The 21,826-nt window shown below is 46.4% G+C and carries 23 protein-coding genes; 10 read left to right on the top strand and 13 right to left on the bottom strand.

Annotated features, from left to right (window positions below; translation table 11 throughout):
• Window positions 1-115: 115 nt before the first annotated feature.
• The 4 genes from QUB39_RS08995 to QUB39_RS08980 all read right to left on the bottom strand — a co-directional run bounded on the left by QUB39_RS08995 (window position 116) and on the right by QUB39_RS08980 (window position 3,753).
• A complete protein-coding gene (locus QUB39_RS08995) occupies window positions 116-241 on the bottom strand; it encodes a hypothetical protein (RefSeq protein ID WP_333211832.1) in 126 nt (41 codons plus the stop codon).
• Between the two features lie 14 nt (window positions 242-255).
• The gene (locus QUB39_RS08990) at window positions 256-1,212 is read right to left on the bottom strand and encodes a GDSL-type esterase/lipase family protein (RefSeq protein WP_333057998.1); all 957 of its coding nucleotides are present in this window, start codon (window positions 1,210-1,212) and stop codon (window positions 256-258) included.
• Window positions 1,213-1,326: 114 nt separating this feature from the next.
• Window positions 1,327-2,622, bottom strand: a complete 1,296-nt coding sequence (locus QUB39_RS08985; RefSeq protein ID WP_333211829.1) for a TldD/PmbA family protein — start codon at window positions 2,620-2,622, stop codon at window positions 1,327-1,329.
• Between the two features lie 270 nt (window positions 2,623-2,892).
• Window positions 2,893-3,753 (bottom strand): Tab2/Atab2 family RNA-binding protein, encoded by an 861-nt coding sequence (locus tag QUB39_RS08980; RefSeq protein ID WP_333211827.1) that lies wholly within the window; start codon window positions 3,751-3,753, stop codon window positions 2,893-2,895.
• Window positions 3,754-4,026: 273 nt separating this feature from the next.
• On the opposite strand from QUB39_RS08980, the gene QUB39_RS08975 reads away from it, so the two are divergent.
• From QUB39_RS08975 to QUB39_RS08960, 4 genes are all read left to right on the top strand, one after another.
• Window positions 4,027-4,812 carry a nucleotidyltransferase domain-containing protein gene (locus QUB39_RS08975; RefSeq protein WP_333058001.1) on the top strand — a complete coding sequence of 262 codons (786 nt, stop codon included), beginning with the start codon at window positions 4,027-4,029 and terminating at the stop codon, window positions 4,810-4,812.
• A 192-nt stretch (window positions 4,813-5,004) separates the two neighbouring features.
• The gene (locus QUB39_RS08970; protein ID WP_333058002.1) at window positions 5,005-5,727 is read left to right on the top strand and encodes a pyridoxine 5'-phosphate synthase; all 723 of its coding nucleotides are present in this window, start codon (window positions 5,005-5,007) and stop codon (window positions 5,725-5,727) included.
• Between the two features lie 306 nt (window positions 5,728-6,033).
• Window positions 6,034-6,210, top strand: coding sequence for a hypothetical protein (locus QUB39_RS08965; RefSeq protein ID WP_333058003.1), 177 nt, complete (start codon window positions 6,034-6,036; stop codon window positions 6,208-6,210).
• A 259-nt stretch (window positions 6,211-6,469) separates the two neighbouring features.
• Window positions 6,470-7,216: a hypothetical protein gene (locus QUB39_RS08960; protein WP_333058004.1), complete on the top strand. Its 747-nt coding sequence runs from the start codon at window positions 6,470-6,472 to the stop codon at window positions 7,214-7,216.
• Window positions 7,217-7,307: 91 nt separating this feature from the next.
• On the opposite strand, the gene QUB39_RS08955 is transcribed toward QUB39_RS08960, so the two are convergent.
• From QUB39_RS08955 to QUB39_RS08945, 3 genes are all read right to left on the bottom strand, one after another.
• Entirely contained in the window at window positions 7,308-8,330 is a 1,023-nt protein-coding gene (locus QUB39_RS08955; RefSeq protein WP_333058005.1) for a tetratricopeptide repeat protein, read from the bottom strand.
• Between the two features lie 261 nt (window positions 8,331-8,591).
• Window positions 8,592-9,842: a transposase gene (locus QUB39_RS08950; protein ID WP_333058006.1), complete on the bottom strand. Its 1,251-nt coding sequence runs from the start codon at window positions 9,840-9,842 to the stop codon at window positions 8,592-8,594.
• A 351-nt stretch (window positions 9,843-10,193) separates the two neighbouring features.
• Window positions 10,194-10,556, bottom strand: a complete 363-nt coding sequence (locus QUB39_RS08945; protein ID WP_333058007.1) for a hypothetical protein — start codon at window positions 10,554-10,556, stop codon at window positions 10,194-10,196.
• A 346-nt stretch (window positions 10,557-10,902) separates the two neighbouring features.
• On the opposite strand from QUB39_RS08945, the gene deoC reads away from it, so the two are divergent.
• The 6 genes from deoC to QUB39_RS08915 all read left to right on the top strand — a co-directional run bounded on the left by deoC (window position 10,903) and on the right by QUB39_RS08915 (window position 17,373).
• Window positions 10,903-11,583: a deoxyribose-phosphate aldolase gene (gene deoC / locus QUB39_RS08940; RefSeq protein ID WP_333211823.1), complete on the top strand. Its 681-nt coding sequence runs from the start codon at window positions 10,903-10,905 to the stop codon at window positions 11,581-11,583.
• A gap of 316 nt (window positions 11,584-11,899) precedes the next feature.
• Window positions 11,900-12,775, top strand: coding sequence for a DNA repair protein RecO (gene recO / locus QUB39_RS08935; protein ID WP_333211821.1), 876 nt, complete (start codon window positions 11,900-11,902; stop codon window positions 12,773-12,775).
• Window positions 12,776-13,006: 231 nt separating this feature from the next.
• Window positions 13,007-14,578: an MFS transporter gene (locus QUB39_RS08930; RefSeq protein ID WP_333058010.1), complete on the top strand. Its 1,572-nt coding sequence runs from the start codon at window positions 13,007-13,009 to the stop codon at window positions 14,576-14,578.
• A 26-nt stretch (window positions 14,579-14,604) separates the two neighbouring features.
• Entirely contained in the window at window positions 14,605-15,831 is a 1,227-nt protein-coding gene (locus QUB39_RS08925; RefSeq protein WP_333058011.1) for a glycosyltransferase family 4 protein, read from the top strand.
• A gap of 90 nt (window positions 15,832-15,921) precedes the next feature.
• Window positions 15,922-16,350, top strand: a complete 429-nt coding sequence (locus tag QUB39_RS08920) for an NUDIX hydrolase (protein WP_333058012.1) — start codon at window positions 15,922-15,924, stop codon at window positions 16,348-16,350.
• Between the two features lie 111 nt (window positions 16,351-16,461).
• Window positions 16,462-17,373 (top strand): NAD(P)H-dependent glycerol-3-phosphate dehydrogenase, encoded by a 912-nt coding sequence (locus tag QUB39_RS08915; protein WP_333058013.1) that lies wholly within the window; start codon window positions 16,462-16,464, stop codon window positions 17,371-17,373.
• A 51-nt stretch (window positions 17,374-17,424) separates the two neighbouring features.
• On the opposite strand, the gene QUB39_RS08910 is transcribed toward QUB39_RS08915, so the two are convergent.
• The 6 genes from QUB39_RS08910 to QUB39_RS08885 all read right to left on the bottom strand — a co-directional run.
• Window positions 17,425-17,703 carry a type II toxin-antitoxin system RelE/ParE family toxin gene (locus QUB39_RS08910; protein WP_333211818.1) on the bottom strand — a complete coding sequence of 93 codons (279 nt, stop codon included), beginning with the start codon at window positions 17,701-17,703 and terminating at the stop codon, window positions 17,425-17,427.
• On the bottom strand, window positions 17,690-17,959 hold the full coding sequence (locus tag QUB39_RS08905) for a type II toxin-antitoxin system Phd/YefM family antitoxin (protein ID WP_333211817.1): 270 nt from the start codon (window positions 17,957-17,959) through the stop codon (window positions 17,690-17,692). The genes QUB39_RS08910 and QUB39_RS08905 overlap by 14 nt, the downstream gene beginning before the upstream one ends.
• Before the next feature lie 160 nt (window positions 17,960-18,119).
• A complete protein-coding gene (locus tag QUB39_RS08900) occupies window positions 18,120-18,425 on the bottom strand; it encodes a small RNA NsiR4-regulated ssr1528 family protein (protein ID WP_333153788.1) in 306 nt (101 codons plus the stop codon).
• Between the two features lie 318 nt (window positions 18,426-18,743).
• Window positions 18,744-19,709 (bottom strand): threo-3-hydroxy-L-aspartate ammonia-lyase, encoded by a 966-nt coding sequence (locus QUB39_RS08895; RefSeq protein ID WP_333485048.1) that lies wholly within the window; start codon window positions 19,707-19,709, stop codon window positions 18,744-18,746.
• A 259-nt stretch (window positions 19,710-19,968) separates the two neighbouring features.
• Entirely contained in the window at window positions 19,969-20,142 is a 174-nt protein-coding gene (locus QUB39_RS08890; RefSeq protein WP_333058015.1) for a hypothetical protein, read from the bottom strand.
• A gap of 310 nt (window positions 20,143-20,452) precedes the next feature.
• Window positions 20,453-21,826: calcium-binding protein (locus QUB39_RS08885; RefSeq protein ID WP_333314682.1), on the bottom strand; the 1,374-nt coding region annotated here is incomplete at its 5' end.

The raw sequence follows: 21,826 nt of genomic DNA, 5'->3' as shown, positions 1-21,826 counted from the left end.
TCAATAGTCAACAGTCAACAATCATTCCGGTGTAACCCGAATTGATATAAGACACTCATGGAGACCAAACCATGTGAAAAACATACACTGCGTTGGCGAAGCCTGCCCGAAGGGCTTATGCTTCGCCTAAAGCTCGCAAGGACAAAAAAAACATTAACTGAACCGTCTTGCCCCTTGCCCAATCTATCAGAGTGCCATAGCAGTCAAAACTCACTACTTCAAATTGATTAATTTCTAGCATAGTTTGCTTCGATTTTAGGGTTGATATTCCGCAAAAATTTCAATTTTTCCCACAATGTTTTGATTAAATTGAGCCAATTCTTCTGCCGGAATCCAATATTCTTGGTGAATCGAACTGCCCACATTTTGAACTGGATATTTTTTTAAGAATTCTGCCGCAACCCGAAAGCGCGTGACATAGCCGAAATATCCCGATGCTGCATCTCTTGTATTCCAATCTCTCGCGATTTGTATGGCATATGCTTTGTGGAGTACGGGATAAAAAATAGGCTGAAAAGACAGTCGCGGCGGAAATGCCAGAAAATCGCTTTCTTTAATCAGTTCCATTTCTTTTTTGCCGACGGCTCGGAACAGCGTTACTGTCTCTTGATCTGATATATTGATATTTTTAAACCAAGCTTTCCAACCGTCCCAATTGTGAACTATTTTAGCCAATTCAGCGTAACCGGCGGCGCGGGGATGGGAAACGTCATTTTCGGTAAGTTCTTTATGCCAAATTTCCGAGTTTTGCAGCGGGGTGCAAACATCTAAATAAGGCACATTTAACTCGTTGCAAACTTGGGCAAACTGTTCGGATAAGTTGGCAATCCGCCTTGTGCGATCGGCATCAATAACTGGCGGTGGCCCTACCATTAATACTGGAAATATTTCTTTGGCTGACGTGAGAATAGAGCGAGCATTTTCAATTGATTTTTCAACTTCTATGCGATTTTTTTCGTTTTCTCGGTAAGTGTCGTTGACGCCAAAGGAAAATACTATTCTGCCGTCAGCGTAGTGAGGTAAGCGGCAAGAAACTTCGTTGAACCAACGAGTTTCTATATTGGCACTGGTTTCTCCCCTTATTCCTAAATTGTAGTAGGTAATATCGTGTCCTTGTCCGCAAGCGGCCGCGCAAATCCGTCCTGTCCAACCGAGACATTTTGGATCGCAAGTACCGTTTACAAAAGAATCGCCGATAAAACAAATACGCATATTATGTGTGGGAATTGTTGACTGTTGACTGTTGACTGTTAACGGATGATTGCTGACAACTGGCTACTAAAAACTGCCAACTGCCAACTGCCAACTGACTACTAACAACTGACTTTAATTCTTGCCGATGACGGACAATCCTTCTACAATTAGAGACGGTGTTTGGCAAGAACCGTTCCACTCGGAGTCTCCTCCCAATTCTACTAATTGTTTGAGGACGCTGTAAACATTGCCAGCTACCATTGTGTCTTTGATTCTGCCGACTATTTGACCTTTTTTGACTCGGTAGCCGAGATCGACGTTAATTGAAAAATCGCCGGAAATTCCGGCACTGCCGCCAAGCATTTGATCGACTACAATTCCGTCGTCTAATTTAGCGATTAAATCGATTAGCGATCGCGAACCTGGTTTAATCAAAACATTGAATAAACTCGGCGTGGGATAGCTGCCCAAACCTGGGCGAAATCCGTTGCCGGTGGTGCCACTGCCCAAGGCTCGACCGGTGGTACGATCGGTATAAAATAGCTGCAACACTCCGCTGTTGATAAAGACGATCGCCCGAGTGGGAGTACCTTCGTCATCAAAAGGACAGCTATAGGGCCCGATATCCGGCTGCTGCGAGAGGGTGACAAGGGGCGATGTCACTTGTTGGCCTAATCGATCGTTCCAAGGCGAAGCGCCTTCGAGTACCTGTTTGCCGTTCAACGCCGCACAGACAGTCCCCCACAGCAAGTCGGCGGCTTTGGCTGTAAACAGCACCGGCACCCGGCCCGTGGGGGGGGCTACATTTTCTTTCGCCCATTCCAAACGCTGCAAAACCCGCTTGGCGCTGGTGTTTAAGTCGAGGGTGCCGCGTTCGGTTTCGCCTTCCCAAATGTTGAGGAAATCTTCTCCCCGCACTAATTCTGCTGATAAGTAACCGCTGAGGGTGGTGTCGGTGTGACTGGAATCCAAGCCTTTGGTGTTCACCAAGCGCGTGTTCTCGATTTCGCAGTCGAGTTCGGCGGTGCAGAGGCTTTCTGGATAAGCTTCGCGGACGATCGCGATCGCCTCTTTTCCCCAGTTTACTAGCTGTTCGGCCGGCACCGACACTCCGCGATCGGGATAAACAACTTTCTCACCGGTGCCGAGTTCGATGGTTTCCGGTTCGTTAAGTTGCGAAAGCGCGATCGCCCTGTCCACCAAAATTTGCGCTTCCACGGGCCCGTAGGCCACCGCCAAACCCGGCCGCCCATCCCGCCACAGCCGCAGGGCAATACCTTCTGCTTGGGCGGTTTCTAGCTGTTTGAGGCGGTTTGCTTCAAAAAAGACCGGCCGCGAGAGCGATTGCGATTCCAATACCTCAGCAGCTTCTGCACCTGCTTTGGTGGCTAGTTCTAACAGTTGTTCTGCTGATTGGTGATTGGTCATTGTTCTCGGTGGTTGGTAATGGGCGGTTCGATTTTCGATTTTGGATTTTCGATTAAAGAATTGGCAATAACTTACTGGATATGGGTTGGGTGCACGGGTCTACATTTAGATTCTTTTGGGAAAACTGGTGTAATTGGCTATAACCAGATTTTACAGTCATTGGTCATTAGTCATCAGTTAATAATCTACCGTCATTAGTCTAGAGTTAACAGCTATATTGACTCATAACTAATGACTAATGACTCATAACTAATGACTAATGACTAATGACTAAATAGTTAGTTCGTGCAGCAGCCAAAATCCTGCAAAAGATTCCGATTCGGGATTCGACTGAATTGCTAAGAAATGTACTTTTTTTGCTTGGTTTTTCGCGGCTTCAAATCCTTTCGCTTCTCTCTCAGTTGCTGCGTCTCTGACACTCGCTAAAATCCAGCGATCGTTAGCTCCCGTATCTAATACCAGCCTAGCGGGTGGGCCGCTCTCAAATTTCAGGAAAGCCAACTCCAAGCCCGACATCCAACCTGCCAGGGCTGTTGCTCTCGACGAGTAGATAATTAGTCCCGGAATTTGCGTTTCTGGGGCGAGGCGTGTCATCGGCAGTCCGAAAGCTTCGCCAAATCCGATATCCCACTCGGACATTTCGTCAAAAGCTGCGATCGGCAAACTCACAAACGCCCATTTTTCGCCGATTAAAGCATCCGGCAGCGCAACTGGCGTTTCGGGTACAAATTGAACGCTGGGGTTCACAACCGGTTGATAGCCCGGTTCGGCGGGATAAACGTCTTGCATCCGTTCTTCCAGCCACAGGCTGAGGGCGAGGGTGCGGCGGCTGCAGGCGGCGGGAATGTCCAAGTCATCGCAGGCTTTAGTAATCATGTTCGCCATTTGGCGGCGGAAAAAGCGGATTTTTTCGGGGCGTTTCGGTGCTGCGGCGATCGCATCTTTAATAGCACCCGCCAGCCACAGGGAATTTACGGTAGAACTGGAGCAGAATTGCGAGTAGCGAAACAGAGATTCGGCCTTGTCGCCTACATTCAGCGGGCTTTCGCAGATCAACACTTCCCATTTTTTTTTCTCTCGCTCGTCTATGATTGGACGGCTGTAAAAGTCGAGTTCCCAAATAGTAGCCATGCCGCGCTGTTAAAAATTAATCCTTTCTCATGTTACCGGACAGCGGGCAAGTTTCTGATTCTGACAATTTAAGGCTGATTTTCACTTTCAAGGGCGATCGCACTTTCTCAAAGATTGCCACTCTCCCTTGCAGCTTCCCGTGTAATTTTTGGCAGGAGTGCACAACCGGAAGCATTAGCAACTCCTCGGAGAACAGTCGCGGAGCTCTCTCAACACGCGATCGTTTGTTAAACTTGTGCAAGCCAGGGAAAACAAACAGTATAGCTTGATTCCATGAGACAAATCATTCTCGAAAAGATTGTTTCAACCTTACAACCTTTAGATTTTGTTCTCGCTTTGTGGCAAGGAGGTTCAGCAGCCCACGGATACACCGACGAGTGGTCAGACCTCGATATTGCGGTTGTGGTTGAAGATGACTGCGTGGAAGAAGCATTTGAGATTGTTGAAAAAGCCCTCGCAGAAATTGCCGAAATCGAACTCAAATATCGAGTTCCCGAACCCGCTTGGCACGGTCAGTCGCAGTGCTTCTGGCGGCTGAAAGAAACCCCGCCGTTTTTGCTAATTGATTTCGCCGTTTTCCGGCGCAGCCGCCGCAACGATTTCCTGGAAATAGAGAGACACGGGAAAGTGCCGATCGCCTTTGACAAAGCTAATCTAATTGTACCGCATCCTGTCGATAAAAGCAAACATTTATCTACAATGCAGTCGAGATTAAACGACCTTAAAATCCGTTTTAATTTGCTGCAACCTCTGGTTAAAAAAGAGATTTATCGCGAACATTTAGTAGATGCGATCGGCAACTATCACAACTGGACGCTTCTACCATTAGTCGAACTGTTGGGCATGATTTACCGTCCCCACAGATACGACTTTGAACTAAAATATTTTAGCAGAGATTTTCCGCGCCCAATAGTCGATCGCGTCACACCGCTTTTCTGCATTGCCAACCTTGAAGATTTGGCAGTAAAACAGCAAATAGCTGAGGCTTTTTTTGCAGAAAGTTTACCGCTTGCACAAGCTAATTTTTCCTCTGACAATGCCCTGACACTACCGCAATAGGCTCAAAATTTAGTACCGAAAGCGATTAATATAGTATTATCAACTTATATCTTGCACCATTGTCAATACTCCTTTTTTGAACAGGCTTTTCGGCCTGTTCCACAGGAAAATCTACTCTTTGTGGAACGGGCCGGAGAGCCCGTTATTGAGAAAGATGCAAGATGTGAGATCAACTTTAAAGATTAACATCCCATGACAAAACTCAGCGTCAACATCAACAGAATCGCCCTCCTCAGAAACTCTCGAAACATCGGTATCCCCAGCGTTACCGAAGCCGCAAAAACAGTAATTGCTGCCGGAGCTCATGGCGTTACAGTCCATCCCCGCCCCGACGAAAGGCATATCAAAGCCACCGATGTTTACGAATTAGCTAAAATGCTAACCGTTGAGTTCAACATCGAAGGAAATCCGTTTCAGCCGCCATTTATGGATATAGTTTGCGACGTAAAACCGGCTCAGTGTACCTTGGTGCCGGACGCTCCAGACGTGCTAACATCGGATAGCGGTTGGAATATTCCCGAAAATCGCGATCGGCTCTTACCAATCATTGAAAAATTAAAAGACAACGGCATCAGAGTCAGCTTGTTTATGGACGCAGATGCTGCTCTCATGCCGCTAGCAAAAGAAGTTGGAGCAGACAGAGTAGAACTGTACACGGAACCCTACGCAACTGCTTTTCGCGAAGGTAGAGTAGACTTTGTTTTTCAACAATATGTCTTAGCAGCTAAAGCGGCTCAATCAGCCGGTTTAGGGGTGAATGCCGGACATGATTTAAATTTGCAAAACTTAGCTAAATTTTGCTCTATTCCTGATATACTAGAAGTATCAATTGGTCATGCTTTAATTGCGGAAGCGCTAGAAATGGGGTTGTCCAACACAGTACAAGCTTATCTGCAAATCCTGGCAGGTTCGTAGTACAATTTAACCTCGTGTGGTAGGGCGGATTTGGTAGTGATTAACTGGTTTTTGTCAGAAATAATAACTCAATCCGCTCTACCAAGATACAGTATCAAAATTTACGCAAAAAATGGTTTAATACGCTAGAAATATGCTAAGGTGGGGTTCGCAGCGCCCTAGATAATTAAGCGATCGTCAATCAATTTTAGATTTTAGATTTTAGATTTTAGATTTTAGATTTTAGAATTGAAGCATTGAAGCATTGACCACGGATAAATACGTTCGGCAAGTTTCATCGGATACAGGTTTTTTATTTCTGGACGGATGAATCACGTGGCGGGTATCCTGGATGCGGGAATTGTCAACAATGAAGTAACACTAGGGTTGTCACCCCCTGCTGGTGCTAGCCGTTTTCCAGTAGCAAGGCAGAGCCAGAATCCCAGAGACGGCGTTTTTTGGGTGTGGGCATTTCTTGAGCAAGAACCTCGGAAAAAGCTTTAATTTTCCTCGACTAAATTAGTAATATTCTCTGATGATATTATGCGTAGGTAGTATCATTGAAATGTCTCGACAAATTGAGGCTACTACTTAGCTCCCGCACTGCCAATTTGCTACCAGCAGGTTTTGTGCAAGTACGGGATATTTACTTGTATCCTATATGCTGCTGTAGCCTCTGTGCGATCGCCAGATTTAATCCGGTGAAAACAGGCAAACACAAGTAACCATATACAACTCCTTACCCCCCCCTCGGAAGTGCGACATGAAAAAAATAATTTTACTGACTGGAATGCTACTCATGATGACGGCAAAATCAGTATTTGCCAGCCCAGTAGCCCCCAAAATTGCACCGAGCGAGCTGATGGCTGCCTCGGAAATTACAGAAACCCTTAACAAACCCGTTACTTCTGAATCAGTTTCAAACCTCGAACCGATCAAGCGAATGTCAACCTCGGAACTCCGAGAAACCATCAACCAACCCACCACCTATATTTTTGAAGGCATCAAAGGGCGAGAACTCACTCTCTCGCTGTGGGCAGGACAACTAACAGCCGAACTGTACAGTCCCAATGGTGAAAATATGGGGGTTATTGAAAAAGGAGATAATCAGTGGATTGGCCAGTTGCCAGAGTCAGGCATCTATCGCGTGCGAGTTACCCCGAAAGGTGAAACCACCAGCTTCGTAATCGGACGCGACTTTAGCGCCAAGTGGACTTATCGGCCCGATCGCGCAATTCCCATAGCATTCAAGGAAACACAAGCCACAGTCAAACTCAAAATGTCCGGCTACCAAATCCAGCCTATCACCGTTCAAGGCAAACAGGGACAGACAATTAGGGTGACAGCTAGTACCAAAAATCTCGATCTGGCGATCGAATCTCCGTCGGGACAACTCTTGGATCAAGGCGAAGGTCAAACTTTTGCTCAACTACCGGAATCCGGCACTTACCGGGTGATCGTAGTTGCCAAGAGGCCGGTCAAGCCCTCAATCCGAGTTTCTGTGCAATAGCAAAGATTGCACAAATACTCTTGAGGGCGATCGAATTTGCGCCGCCCAAAAAAACAGCTCGCCAATGGGGCGAGCTGTTTTTTGTGTAAAATCAACCTTGGATCAGCGCTTCAAAACGTTCTTGTTTCCAAATGCAGCTTAAATCCGGGTCAGCTAAAGCTAGCTCTCGGTACAAATTAGGGATAAACTCAACAGCCCGCTGCAAATTGTCAAGGGCCAAATCAGCAAATCCCAGTAGCGCATAACAGCAAGCTTTATTGTAAAAAGCATTAGCAAAATCAGGAGTTATTTCTAAGACTGTTTCGTAGCAAGCAATCGCCTCAGAGTAGCAGCCTTTTCGCGCCAATTCCACACCCCGGTTGTACCAAATTAAATAATCTTCCAAGGGACGCTCAGATGTGGGAGTAAACTTGGAATTTCTCTGATTTAAACCTACTAATTTCTCCAAAGCAACTCTCCGTTCGCCCACAGCTTCGGCTCTGCCCGGTTGTAGAGCGATCGATCGGCTAAAACTAGCTACTGCTTGTTTGTAAAGTCCCATAGAGTTTGCAGCTATACCGCGATTGTACCAAGCCTTCGCATCGTCAGGCTTAAACTCGATCGCCCGGTCAAAACTGTTGAGCGCCTGATAGTAAAGCTTGAGTTCCAACAGGGCATTACCTCGGTTGTACCATGCCCAAGCAGCCTCCGGATACAAATTTAAAGAGCGATCGAAACTCAGAACCGCCTTCTCGTACAGCCCCATCTCGATCAGCGTCAGTCCTCGGTTGTGCCAAATACTCGCCGCGCACGGACTGAACTCCAGAGCCCGGTCAAAACTATTGAGAGCCTCCAACCACTCGCCCAACTTTCCTAAAGCAATAGCCCGGTTGTGCCAGCCAAAGCTCGCATTCGGCTGCACCGCCAAAGCCTCATCAAAACTCTTCAGCGCCTCTAAGTGCCGTTCTAAATTCCCCAAAGCCATACCTCGGCCGAACCAAGCCTTATAATGATCTGATTGCAACTTCAAAGCTCTGTTAAAGTTCGCCAGAGCACCATGATCATCCTTAGCTTCGAGGTGGCGCGATCCCAGATGGTAATACCAAGCCGCTTCCAAGTTTTGAATTAAGTTCATAATATTTTGTATCTATCTTAGGGATGATTCTACATGAAACCATACCTGGAATAAAACTGTAATTCCACTAAAAATATGAAAAATTTGATACAGGGCGATCGCCCGTACACAGTACCCGTAACAACCTCAACAATTTGCGGTCGAAACTAACTATTTTCCTCTCGTAAAAAGCTCTTTTAGCTAACCGCACTCATCGTTTTTTAGAGCTGCTGCGAATTTTAACTCTGCTTGACACTCCCCAGCCTGAAGGCATGGGGATTCTTAAGACCATAATTTAAGTCTTAAAGGCGCTGACAACTCGCCTCTACTGATTCCGCTTAGATCAAGTCCAAGCATCACCGCTACTTTTCTACCAATGTTGCCACAAGCATTGCAATCTGCATTAATTAGCCAGCCTTGCGCCGTTCGGTACAAACCACGTTTAATCCGCGTGCCAATTGGAAGCCACCCTTCGGGTTTTTCGCCGAAAGTAGGTAGCAAATCACGATCGACAAAAGAAGCTTTTGACGAATAAGATTCTTCCGTTTCAACGAACCTCAAGCCATACTGCTCACAGAGTTGAGCAATTCTATCTTTCAGTCTTCCCGTAGGGATTTGCACAAACTTTTGATTAGTTTTGCTTCCCATGTTGGCAGAATTTTTTTGTCCCTTATTCCAACCGAATACAACCGTTCCTATCCGATTTTTTAAGCAGTGCTTAATTACCTTCCTTGCTGCCTTGTTAACGGCATCTCGCATCTGACGATTCCGTCTTTCGGTCAAGCTGGCAAGCCTTTTAGACCAATAGCCATTAACTTTTCCCTTCATGAGAAATGCAACTCGTCTGTTGTATCCCTGGTTAAGCGACTTTAAAAGCTTGCCATCGACGATAAAACTTGTACCGACATTGCTCACGCAAGTTAACCAGTTATCTACGCCGTGGTCGATCATTAAGCACTTAGCAGGGTCTATATCTGCCTGGACATTGGTCGTTGTGTAGACAAACTCTAGGTAGAAACAGCCGTTCCGGGGAAGTATGCGATATTCCCGAATCGCTTTGAAATCAAGATTAGAAGGCATCGGAAGGAAAAACGCATCTAGACCGAACCACGCTTTAACCTTGCTACCCAAAGGGAATCTCAACATTCCGTCGTTGAGTTTTACCGACCTACCCGTAAATGTCACAAGTGCCATTCCGCCTTGACGATATTTCGGTAGCTTCGGACGTTCCGTAATTACGCCATTTTTAAAAGCCTTTAGTAATCCCATAAATGACTTAAAAGACTCTGCTACGCCCGTCAGAATTTGTTGAGCAGTATCAGAGTAGAACGCTTGATAGTGTCGGTTTCGGTTTTCCGTCCCCAAAACTTTGTGCAACTGAGCACGGTTTGGGATTTTACCAGTTTTAAAGTATAGCTGGCGGGAATAGTAAGTCCCACAATTAGAAAGTTTTGCAGATTCAGAACACAGGTATTCAATAATAGCTTGAATATCTGAATCAACTCGAATGAAATTTTGTTGACAGCCCAACATGAGTCATCCTCTTTGTTGTCATATAATCCTACAGCAAAAACTCGAAAAATTTCCTGAATAAACGTTTATTTTTTCGGATTCAGGAATCTGAATTTGCAATTATTGAAGAACATTGCAAAGCTGTAGCTAGAACTAAAACTGATGTACTTAGAGAGAATTAATCAGGAGCCTCAAGGTTAAGGGAAAGCCGTCCTAAAAGGACGGGGCTTCAGACCCAATTTTTTGGTGAATCGCGCAACTCTTACCACCGCATCCCGAATTAGGTTTGCAGTTACACAAAAAGTTCTAGGGCGCCCCAAGTCTAACTGCAAATCTCCTAGTGCTAATAGCTTCTACTTCTGGTTGCCCAATTCAAGCAATCACAACCGCTGTTTTAGCATTCTCACTCAACATCAACTGGCCTGTTGCATCAATACTAAAATCTTTCCCCAGCAGAAAACCCTTGCCCATCAACCGCTGGCAAACAACCAGCGCAGTAATCCGGCGAATTTCTTCCATCACGTCAGCAGGAATCAAATAACTCAAACTCCAGATTACGGACTCGCAGTCATACCAAATCAAACGCTCAATACTGACAATCATCAAAGCAGCTACACTGTCAACAGACAGCCGCCCTCTGAGATCCGCAATCAAATCCTTACCAATTAAACTATTGCGAGTCATCATCGCTCTAGCCATCTTCCCAATTTCTTGTTCGAGTTCTAAATGATTCATGCTTGGCACTGGCTTTTATGTTTTTAAAGCACTACTCAGAGTAAAAACAGTAGCCGCTACCAGGCTCTGCCCTAGCGTAGCTGACGCAGGCTCTACCGCAACTCCTTTTAACAAAGTATACCTAAAGAAAGATCAAAAATGTATCTAAAGGCAGATACCAAAATAATTTTTTGACATAAATTGGCAAACCAATTCCCACAAGAGTTTTTGCGAGCAGCAAATTGAGTATTTATGCTCGATCGGGGTCAAAGTAAAGTCGATCGATTTTAGATTTTAGATTTTAGATTTTAGATTGGTAAATTCGATACATACTTAATAAAGTAGTTACTTCGGAGAAAAAACAGCAATGGCTGCAAACCAGGCAGACATCGATATTGCCCCCTTGATCGACTACGGCCTGATCGACCCCACCGCTACGCCAGAGCAAGTAGAACACTGTTGCCAACAAGCAGAGAGATTTGGCTTTGTCACAGTTTGCGTGTATCCCGCCTACGTCAGACAAGCAGTTGAGCTGCTGCACGGCAAACGTCCCAAAGTCTGTACAGTTATAGGTTTTCCCACCGGTGCTTCGACTTCAACGGTGAAAGTTTACGAAGCTCTAGAAGCAGCAGATAATGGAGCCGTAGAGTTAGATGTCTCTGTTAACTTAGGATTGTTGAAAGCGGGAAGAATCGACGAATTCCACCGGGAGTTAGCCCAAATTTGCGAAGAAACAAATCTCACCATCAAAGCAATTATCGAAAGTTCGCTCCTTTCCGATGCCGAAAAACAATTAGCGGCTGAGATTTGCATGGAAGCCGGCGCCGCCTACATCAAAACCAACACTGGCTTTTTTGGCCCGGCGAAAGTTGACGATGTGCGACTGCTGAAGGAAGTTACGAAGGGACGGATTGGGATTAAAGCTGCCGGCGGAATTCGTACTCACGAACAAGCTTTAGATTTGGTAATAGCTGGGGCAACTCGTTTGGGGACTTCCCGCGGCCCGGAATTAATGCGCCAGCGCGATAATTTAGATAAAAGTCATTAGTCATTAGTCATTAGTCATTAGTTATTAGTTATTAGCAATGGCTAATTGGTAATGGCTAATGGGGAATTCATTAGTCATTAGTCATTAGTTATTAGTTATTAGTTATTAGCAATGGCTAATTTAACTGGTTCCAAGGCTCTGCCTGGGAACCCATATTTAGAGGCTCTGCCTCGGCTGGGATTAGGAGGCAGAGCCTCCGGATCTGCGTTACCAGGCAGAGCCTGGTAACGAGTATCTAATAAAAGTTCTGCGTCGCGGACTGTTTTTGCTACTGTCCTTGTAAATCTAAAATCTAAAATCTAAAATCTAAAATCGAGTGACTCGAACTTACAAAGCAACTGGAATCAATCTTAAGAGTGCGCCCATCGGCGAATCCGATCGACTGCTGACAATTTTAACGCGGGAATTCGGCTTAATTCGAGCCGTAGCACCCGGTGTTCGCAAACAACGATCGACCATTGGCGGCCGAAGCGAATTATTTGTCGTCAACGAATTGCTAATTGCCAAAGGCCGATCGCTCGACAAAATTACCCAAGCCAACACCGTAGAATCCCATCCGGGTTTGAGCCGCAACCTCGGAAAACTCGCAGCGTCGCAATATCTGGCGGAATTGGCGATCGCCAGCGCCCTTTCCGATGAGCCCCAAGAAGACCTGTTTTGGTTGCTGGGCGAACATTTGAGCCGTTTGGAGCGTTTGTCCGATCGCACAGAAATCCAATCCGCCGCCGTGCTGATTGCTCACCTCACCCACGGCATTTTTCACCTGCTAGCCTTAGCAGGCCTCGCCCCCCAAGTCCAAGTCTGCTGCGCCACCAGAGGGCCGCTCATCCCAAATTTCACCGATCCGAACTGGCAAACCGGGTTTAGTATACCCTCTGGGGGAACCTTCAGCCTGTCCGAGCTAGCTAACCTAGAGGCAGAACTCTCTTCAGAAACCGGTAGCTTGTACAAATCCGCCTCCCGTTCCCGGCAAACGAATGGTAGCAAACACTTGACAAATTTCGAGATTAATGCTAAGGAATTAGCAGCGCTGCAACAGTTGGCTAGTCCAGAACTAGGAGAGGGGATTGCCGATCGAACAACTTGGATATCTGTCGAAAATATTTTGCGACAATATGCCCAGTATCATTTAGGTTGCACGATTCGATCGGGAAGCTCGATCGACACCTACCTAGAGAGTTTTGAGTTTTAAATTTTGAGTGTTGACTTAAATAGGTGAAGGGGCGATCGTACATCGCACCCCCAGCCTGCCGGATACCCGAACCTGCCGGCAATTTCAGGTAAATTTTCAAGGTTGTTGCGACATCAGATAATAGATATAGATAAAGTTACGAGATTATTAATAAACTTAGGGGTTAACACCTCAATTTCAAATTCCAATCCCTCCAACCTCCACCATCCCAGGCCATCCACCCCAAATCCTATGATGCGACTGTCTGATTCTGATTTGAGAATATCTGTGTTAGCTGTGACCCACCACAAAATGGAAGAACGAGAAAATTTTCCCGATTTTAGCTCCGAGCCGGTCTTGGCCGATCGACAATGGAGCAACGTCCCAGACCCAGAAATGGATAAATACCCCACAACTCCAGCACCAGACTGGAACAACGGCAATAGCCCACAGCCCGAAGCAATCCCCCCGGTTCCCACACCAGAGTCAGCAGCAGAACTCTCCGAAGCAGTAGCCGAAATTCCCGAAAAACAAACGGGATTTCTGCCAGTGCTCAAAAACCCAAATTTTCTAGCATTGTGGAGTGGGCAAGTTTTTTCCCAACTAGCAGATAAAGTTTATCTCGTACTGACGATCGCCCTCGTAGCCAGCCGCTTTCAAGCGCCAGATCAAACCATCAGCAGGTGGGTATCAGCAATCATGATCGCCTTTACCATACCCGCAGTGCTGTTCGGGGCCGCCGCAGGCGTGTATGTCGATAGGTGGTCGAAAAAAGCAGTGCTAGTCGCCACAAACCTGCTGCGGGGAGCCTTTGTTTTAACATTGCCCGTGCTGCTGTGGCTGTCTGACGGGTGGGAACTCGGTCAACTGCCGCTCGGATTCTGCTTGCTGCTGTTAGTGACATTCCTAGTCTCGACTTTAACTCAATTTTTCGCGCCAGCAGAACAGTCAGTGATTCCCCTAATTGTGGAACGCCGCCACCTGCTATCAGCCAACTCCCTCTACACCACAACCATGATGGGTTCGGTGATTATTGGCTTCGCAGTCGGAGAACCCTTACTAGCTTTAGCCGACACCCTATTTTCCAACCTCGGCGGCGGACTCGGCATCGGCAAAGAATTAGTAGTAGGCGGAAGTTACGCCTTCGCCGGAGTGCTCTTGCTGTCGATGCAAACAGGCGAAAAAAACGAAGTCGAACACGAACCGCCCCACCCCTTAGCAGATTTGCGAGATGGCCTGCGTTACATCAACGATCAACCCAAAGTCCGCAATGCTTTAATTCAACTAATTATTCTATTTTCCATTTTTGCAGCCTTGGCAGTTCTAGCAGTTCGGCTGGCAGAAATCCTCCCCGGTATGAAAGCATCACAATTTGGCTTTTTGCTGGCGGCGGTGGGCGTCGGCATGGCTGCTGGGGCGACGACAGTCGGCTATCTCGGCCACAAATTTTCTCACTCCCAACTGAGTTTAATCGGCTCGATTGGGATGGCACTTGCTCTGATGGCCCTTTCTGCGTTTACAGACCATTTGTGGCTGTCGGTGCTGTTCATTACCCTGTTGGGTTTATTTGCCTCATTGGTGGGAGTGCCGATGCAGACTACAATTCAAGCAGAAACCCCAGAAGAAATGCGGGGAAAAGTCTTCGGGCTGCAAAACAATGCCACTAATATCGCTTTGAGTTTACCGTTGGCTTTGGCCGGGGTAGCAGAAACATTTCTGGGTTTGCCAACAGTATTTTTGGCTTTAGCAGGATTAGCGATGGCTGGGGGTGTCTTAACCTGGTATATTTTCCGTAGCAGTAATAGCAAAGTCGATCGAATCTAAAAAATAACAAACTCTGATTTACTGGAATGCACATCGCTTGGCTAGGAAAAAAATCACCTTTTTGCGGTAACGTCACTTACTCCAGGGAAGTCACCAACGCACTATTAGACCGGGGATACCAGGTTAGTTTTCTGCACTTTGCCCAAGAGGCGGACTCACTGGACAGGAACAATACGGGGTGGAGTATGGCAAATGGTTCATGGGGAAAGGGAATTACTCAAACCTCATATACCACTTCGCTCTCATCCGCCAGTTGCAACGAAGTCTCTTTACCCTGTCACTACAAATCGCAAATTTATACGATTCCCACTCTCAAGTCCCGCACAGTGCTGATGAAATCTCTGCGGCGGCTGAAACCAGATGTTGTTCACGCTTCCCTGACGCTTTCGCCTTTAGACTTTCTGCTGCCGGAAATTTGTCAAGAATTGAATTTGCCTTTGGTGGCGACTTTTCACCCGCCGTTCGATCGCAAATTGCGGAATTTGACATCGGGAACCCAACACCTGATGTATCAACTGTACGCTCCATTTTTGGCGAACTACGACTCGACGATCGTTTTTTCTCAGATTCAGCGGGATATATTGGTGAAGTTGGGAGTGCCACAGGAACGGGTAGCCGTGATTCCCAACGGCGTGGATGCCATTAAATATTCTCCAGGGCCTTCGGGGTTGAAGTCGGAATTAAAAGCCGATCGAATTTTTGTTTACCAAGGCCGCATTGCCCAGGAGAAAAATGTCGAGGCTTTGCTCAAGGCGTGGAAACACTGTAATTTTGGCCCTGGGAACGTATTGGCGATCGTAGGCGACGGGCCCCTAGCCGCCTCGCTGCAACTGTTTTACGGCGAAGATGATGGCATTGTGTGGCTCGGATTTGTCGCCGAGGAGGAACGCCGCATCGAAATCCTCCGGGGGGCAGACGTATTTATTTTGCCTTCTTTAGTGGAGGGACTGTCGCTGTCGTTGCTGGAAGCGATGGCCTGCGGTTTAGCTTGTTTGGCAACAGATGCCGGTGCTGACGGCGAGGCTTTGGAGGAAGGCGCGGGGATAGTTTTGAACACTCAGCGGGTACGGAGTCAGTTGCAAACCTTGCTGCCGCTGTTTTGCGATCATCCTGAGTTGGGAATGCTGCTTGGTCAAAAAGCACGCCAACGGGCGATGGAGCGATACACTCTCAGTCAGAATATTACTGAGTTGGAAAAGCTGTACTCAGAGGTTTTGCAAAGGCAGCGCGTACTAATTCGCGGTTTAGCATAATTCAGCAGGAAGAAGGAACTCCGAACCCGTTGAAATTAATCCGTGTATTCGTGTCAAAATCCGTGTCGTGCCTTCCTTCTTCCTTCGCATATGACTTATCGAAATCCCGCTCCTACAGTTGATATTATCATCGAATTAGCCGATCGCCCCCATCGCCCGATCATACTCATCGAACGCCGCAATATTCCCTACGGCTGGGCAATTCCCGGCGGCTTTGTCGATTACGGGGAAGCGGTAGAAACAGCGGCAAAACGCGAAGCTTTAGAAGAAACGAGTTTGAATGTAGAATTAATTGAGCAATTTTACGTTTATTCTGACCCAAATCGCGACGCCCGCCAACACACTATTAGTATTGTATTCTTGGCTTCGGCAACGGGCGAACCTCAAGCAGCCGACGATGCTAAAAATTTACAAATTTTTGAATCTTGGCAGATTCCTCGTGAATTGTGTTTCGATCACGATCGCATTTTACGAGATTATTGGCGTTACCGTCATTATGGATTGCGGCCGCGTTTGTAGGCTGAGGATTTGTTAACCACAGATGTAGGCGGATTAACGCAGATTGATTGCTATGATTTATCGGTGATTTATCTGTGTTAATCTGCGGTTAAATTCATTAAACTAAATTCTATGGCAAGCTTGACAATATTAGGCGGAGGTGCTTGGGGTTCGGCACTGGCCAATCTGGGAGGAAAAAAAGGCGATCGAGTTAATTTGTGGTCGCGCAGCAGTTCTGTTAATCTAGAATCAGTTATAACAGGTGCGGATGTTGTTGTTTCGGCAGTTTCGATGAAAGGAGTTGGAGCAACGGTCGATCGACTTTTGGCTTTACAGTTAAGTCCCAGTACAATTATAGTTACCGTCACCAAAGGTTTAGACCCCGCGACTACCCGCACTCCATCTCAAATTTGGCAAAATGCCTTTCCTAACAATTCAATAGTCGTACTTTCGGGCCCTAATCTTTCCGAGGAAATTCAGCAGGGCTTGCCGGCTGCAACGGTAGCGGCGAGTTTGGATTTAGCGGCGGCCAAGCAAGTGCAAAATATTTACAGTTCTGATATTTTTCGGGTTTATGTGAATGAAGACCCGCTGGGAACTGAGTTAGGTGGAACTTTGAAAAATGTATTTGCGATCGCCGCTGGTGTTTGCGACGGTTTACAATTAGGAACTAATGCTAAATCTGCTTTGCTGACTCGCGCTTTGCCGGAAATGATTCGGGTGGGAGTTCGTTTGGGATCTCGCGCAGAAACTTTTTACGGTTTGTCTGGTTTGGGAGATTTGCTCGCTACTTGCAACAGTCCTTTATCACGCAATTATCGGGTTGGTTTCGGATTAGCTGAAGGCAAATCTTTAGAGCAAATTTTGCAGGAATTGCAGAGCACTGCTGAGGGAGTCAATACTACTAATGTGTTGATTGATTTGGCCAATCAACGCGGCATAGAAGTGCCTGTTTCTCGTCAAGTTTATCGCTTATTAAATGGTGAAATTACTCCTGAACACGCTGTTTTATCACTGATGGAACGCACTTTAAAACCGGAGTAATATCAAAATAATTACCAGATATTTAAAGCAGCATCACTGAGAATGAGTTTCTTAAAAAAGGCGCTCTAATTTTTTGTACACTTCATCATCGTTACGCTTACCAACTAGAATAATTTCTACCAAATCTTCTTCGGAATTAAAGCTGTAAATAATCCGATACTCGCCACTATCTACCCGATAATAACCCGGATATCCGATTAATTGCTTGCTATCATTAGGTAAAGGATCGACATTCAGCGCTAACACTTTTTTAGCAATTTGAGCCGCTATTTTAGGTGGCAAACCCTTGAGAAAGTCGAGAACTGTTTGTAAACCATCAAGTTTCGCCATTGGCCAGTTGTTTTAGTGTTTCTACAAAGGTTTTAGTACCAACCATTTGAGACTGACTCAGGGCAGATTTTGCTGATGAACCTAAAAGCATATCTTCTAATTCCATCAGCCGCTCTATCAAGCGCTGATAGGCATCAGCGGACATAATTACGTGGCTGGGCTGCGATTTATCTGTGAGTAAAACTGGCTCCACAGCAGCTCGGTTAAAGACTGTCCCCTGTGGATTACATACTTCTGCGAGGGTGTAACTTTGCATGACAGATGTTATGAGCGTGGGTTATGTCTATTTTAGGCAAAATCGGCAGCAACAGGCAAGATGCCTGTTCCACAAAGAATTGATTTTCTTGTGGAACAGGCATCTTGCCTGTTCATAAAAGGCTTATTGAGAATGGTGCAAGATGTGGGATAAATACGATCTATTTACCGCCGTAATAAAAAGCGATTTCTTTCTCTTTCAGCGGTGCAAAGTTTGCCGCAACCAGCATTTTATCGAGTTCCTCTTGTCCGATGTGTTTGACACCGATTCGGACAATGCGCGATCGCATTGTATTTGACACGCCGCTGCGCTGTCTGCCGGCTTCTAATCCCATCACTTGCTCGTACAGGTCTAATTTTGCTTGCGGAATCGGAGTACCGTCAAAGTCGATTCCAGAGGCGATCGCAACATCGATCGCATCTGCACCAGTTGTAGATTGAGCCGCTGAGTTTGTTTCTGAAGACATTGTGCTGTGTTATCAAAGTTTGCTGTGCCAGCATTTTATCAGAGAAGCTGCTACATAAATTATTCAATCTAAAATCTGGCGTTGCTGATTCACGGTATGAATAAAGTTTTATGGGAAGTTACATAACTCACGATAGTTGGCTTATAGTAATTCCGAAATTTTCCATTCATAAGCTGTTGCGCGTTTAAATTGCATATTCGGGACGGACTCGCGTGCCCATCCCACAATAATTTGAGTGATTTTTGACACACAATTTAAATGGAGAACAGCTTACCTGTATTCAGCAACGCCTAAAATCTAAAATCTAAAATCTAAAATCTAAAATCGATTGACTTCCCTCAACTCGACATTTCCTCCACTGACAATCACGCCAATCCGAGCATTTTTAGCCTGCACAACACCTGACAACAAACCCGCCGCTGCTAACACTCCCGTCGGTTCCACAACTATCTTCATGCGTTCCCACATAAAAAACATTGTGCTACGAATTGCCTCTTCTGAAACTGTTGCCATATCGTCCACATAATGCAGCACCAAAGGAAAGGTTAATTTCCCCAAAGATGGCGTGCGCGCACCATCAGCAATCGTATCCGGGTTAGTAACAGTTTGTAGCGTTTTCGTGCGGAACGATCGCGCCGCATCGTCTGCTTGCTCCGGTTCCACTCCTATTACTTTACACTGCGGAGACAAAGTTTTTGTCGCGATCGCACATCCCGACAGCAAACCCCCGCCCCCACAGCAAACTAACAGCAAATCCAACTCCCCAACTTCTGCGATTAATTCCAGCGCCGCCGTACCTTGTCCCCCAATCACCCACGCATGATCATAAGGAGGAATAATTGTCAAGTGTCGTTCTGCGGCAATTTTAGCGGCTAACTCTTCGCGGGAAACTTGAGTGCGATCGTACAAAATAATCTCTGCACCGTAGCCGCGAGTCGCTTCTTGCTTGACTTTTGGCGCATCTGCCGGCATAACAACAGTAGCAGGAATCTGTAACAACTGGGCCGCAAGGGCGATCGCCTGCGCGTGATTTCCCGAAGAAAAAGTCAGCACTCCCCGCTGTTTTTCAGATTCAGATAGCTGCATCAAAGCATTGCAAGCACCCCGAAATTTAAACGAACCCGTGCGCTGAAAGTTTTCGCACTTGAAAAATACCTGAGAATTTGTGCGTTTGTTGAAAGTTTCCGAAGTCAGCACCGGCGTCTTGAAAGCCTTGCCCTGCAAGCGATTTGCCGCCGCCTTCACATCCGCGAAACAGACTGACAAGGGATTTTGGGCACTCATAGATTTTAGATTAGGGCGATCGAGGACTCTATTTGTAGGGTGGGCATTGCCCGCTTCACTCTTACCATTAAACTATAAATTTTTATCATCAGCTTATGAATAATTATCATTAGCTGTGGCGCTTAATGGTTAAAAAAGCTGTGGACTCAAATCAAAGTTATGACAATTTACTATCAACAATTAAAGGGACGTTTGTACTTGCACAGGAGAGGGGTTAATCAATTAGGAGTGACGCATGGGGCCCAGAAACCTGGTTTTTTTACGAAAATACTTCGTTCGCACTCGAAGATGAGGTAAAAAACCCGGTTTCTTTGTCGAAGTGCGTCCATGTGAATACAAATTTAACCACCGCCGGATTAATTGTAGAGAAACGGCACGGCGGAGTGTCCTGATTTTCGGTAATATCAAATCCATTGGCATCGGAATTATTCATCTCTCTCTCCCCTTTCTCTGTATCCTCTGTGTCCTCTGCGGTTTAATCAACCGGAATGGATATAACGGGTAAAATAAACCGGATTGGATGGTGAAATTGCCCTCGCGAGTGCGATCGACTCCAACCATCGACAACAACGGAAAAAAGAACACGGCAATGCCATTTCCCTACCAAAAAAAGAGCAGCTAAATTGTTTAACAATTACCAAAAAAAAGGACACAGCATGGCTGTGTCCTTACCCGTATCTTGTAGGGACACAGCATGGCTGTGTCCCTAACCGTACCGATATCCCGATTAGGATTCTTGCCGTTTAGAACAAGAACAATTCAGTATTACCGGAAATTCCTAAATCGACATTATTGACAGTTGCAAACAAACTGTTACCGCCAACCGTAGAACCGTTGCTATCGTAATACAGTTTAGTAGACAAACCGTCGTAGATAGCCATGATGGACGGGCCGGTTAAAGTTGCTTCGAGCGCAGTTACAGAAACTGTGCTGCTGTAAGCGTAGAAACTCGAAGCCAAAGTCCCTCCGGTTGTAAACGCTGCAAAACCAGTTTTGTCGAGATTAATTACATCATCAGCAATGCTGTAATTGGTAATTACATCCCCGCCGTCAGCAGTAGTTCCGGTGAACACAAACACATCCGCACCAGCACCGCCGTTGAGAACATTGGTTCCCACACCACCGATTAAAGTGTCATTCCCCTCGCCGCCGAAGAGACTGTCGCTACCCGCGCCGCCGAAAATGCTGTCGTTACCTGCATCGCCGGAGATACTGTCGTTACCTGCACCGCCGTCGAAAATATCAGCACTCGATCCGCCGTTCAAGATGTCAGCAAACTCAGTGCCGGTGACGTTATTAGCTGTCGCACTTCCTGTAAATAAGACAGGAGTGGTGAAGTTGTAACCGCCAACACCAGAACCGAAGTTGTTAACTCCGCTTGTCGGGAAAGTACCGGGATTAGTGATTAAATCCACAACGCTACCTGAGTTGGTAGTAGTACCAGCAGGAGATGCGATCGTACCTGTAAATACAAAGTCCGCCGTTCCCAGATTGCTAGCAGCAGTACCCAGATTCGCAATCAAGGTCGAACCACCGGCTACGGTACCGTTCGAGTCAAAATACAACTCTGTTTCGTTCGACGCATTAGTAAAGGCGAAGAAACCAGCAGTTGTAGAATTGCCCAGGGCTTTAGCTTGTGCATCTTGCAAAGAGGCATAACTGCCGCCTGTGAAAATCACTAACTCTTTGCCAGTAATGTCAGGAGTTGAACCGCTAACACCGTCAAAGTTAGTCGTAGTCAAATTGCCGAAAGCGCTCGCGCTAAACTCGAATTTGTCAGTTCCAGAGGTAAAGTCAGTAATCGTATCACCGCCTTCGCCTACTGCTTTGTAAACAAACAGATCCGCACCAGCACCGCCAGTCAGAATATCTGCACCAGAACCACCGCTGAAGATGTCAGCAAACTCAGTACCCGTGACGCTGTTAGCCTTCGCATCTCCGGTAAACAACACAGGAGTAGTGAAGTTGTAACCGCCAACACCTGAACCGAAATTGTTAAAGTCGCTTGGGAAAGTGTTTCCAGCAGCAGTTAAATCGGCCACGCTACCTGAGTTGGTAGTAGTACCAGCAGGAGATGCGATCGTACCTGTAAATACAAAGTCCGCCGTTCCCAGATT

The sequence above is a fragment of the Microcoleus sp. AT8-B5 genome, from assembly GCF_036705565.1.
In the GTDB taxonomy this organism is placed as follows: Bacteria; Cyanobacteriota; Cyanobacteriia; order Cyanobacteriales; family Microcoleaceae; genus Microcoleus.
Note: the sequence above shows the minus strand (reverse complement) of the source record. Positions and strands in the feature narration are given on the sequence as shown.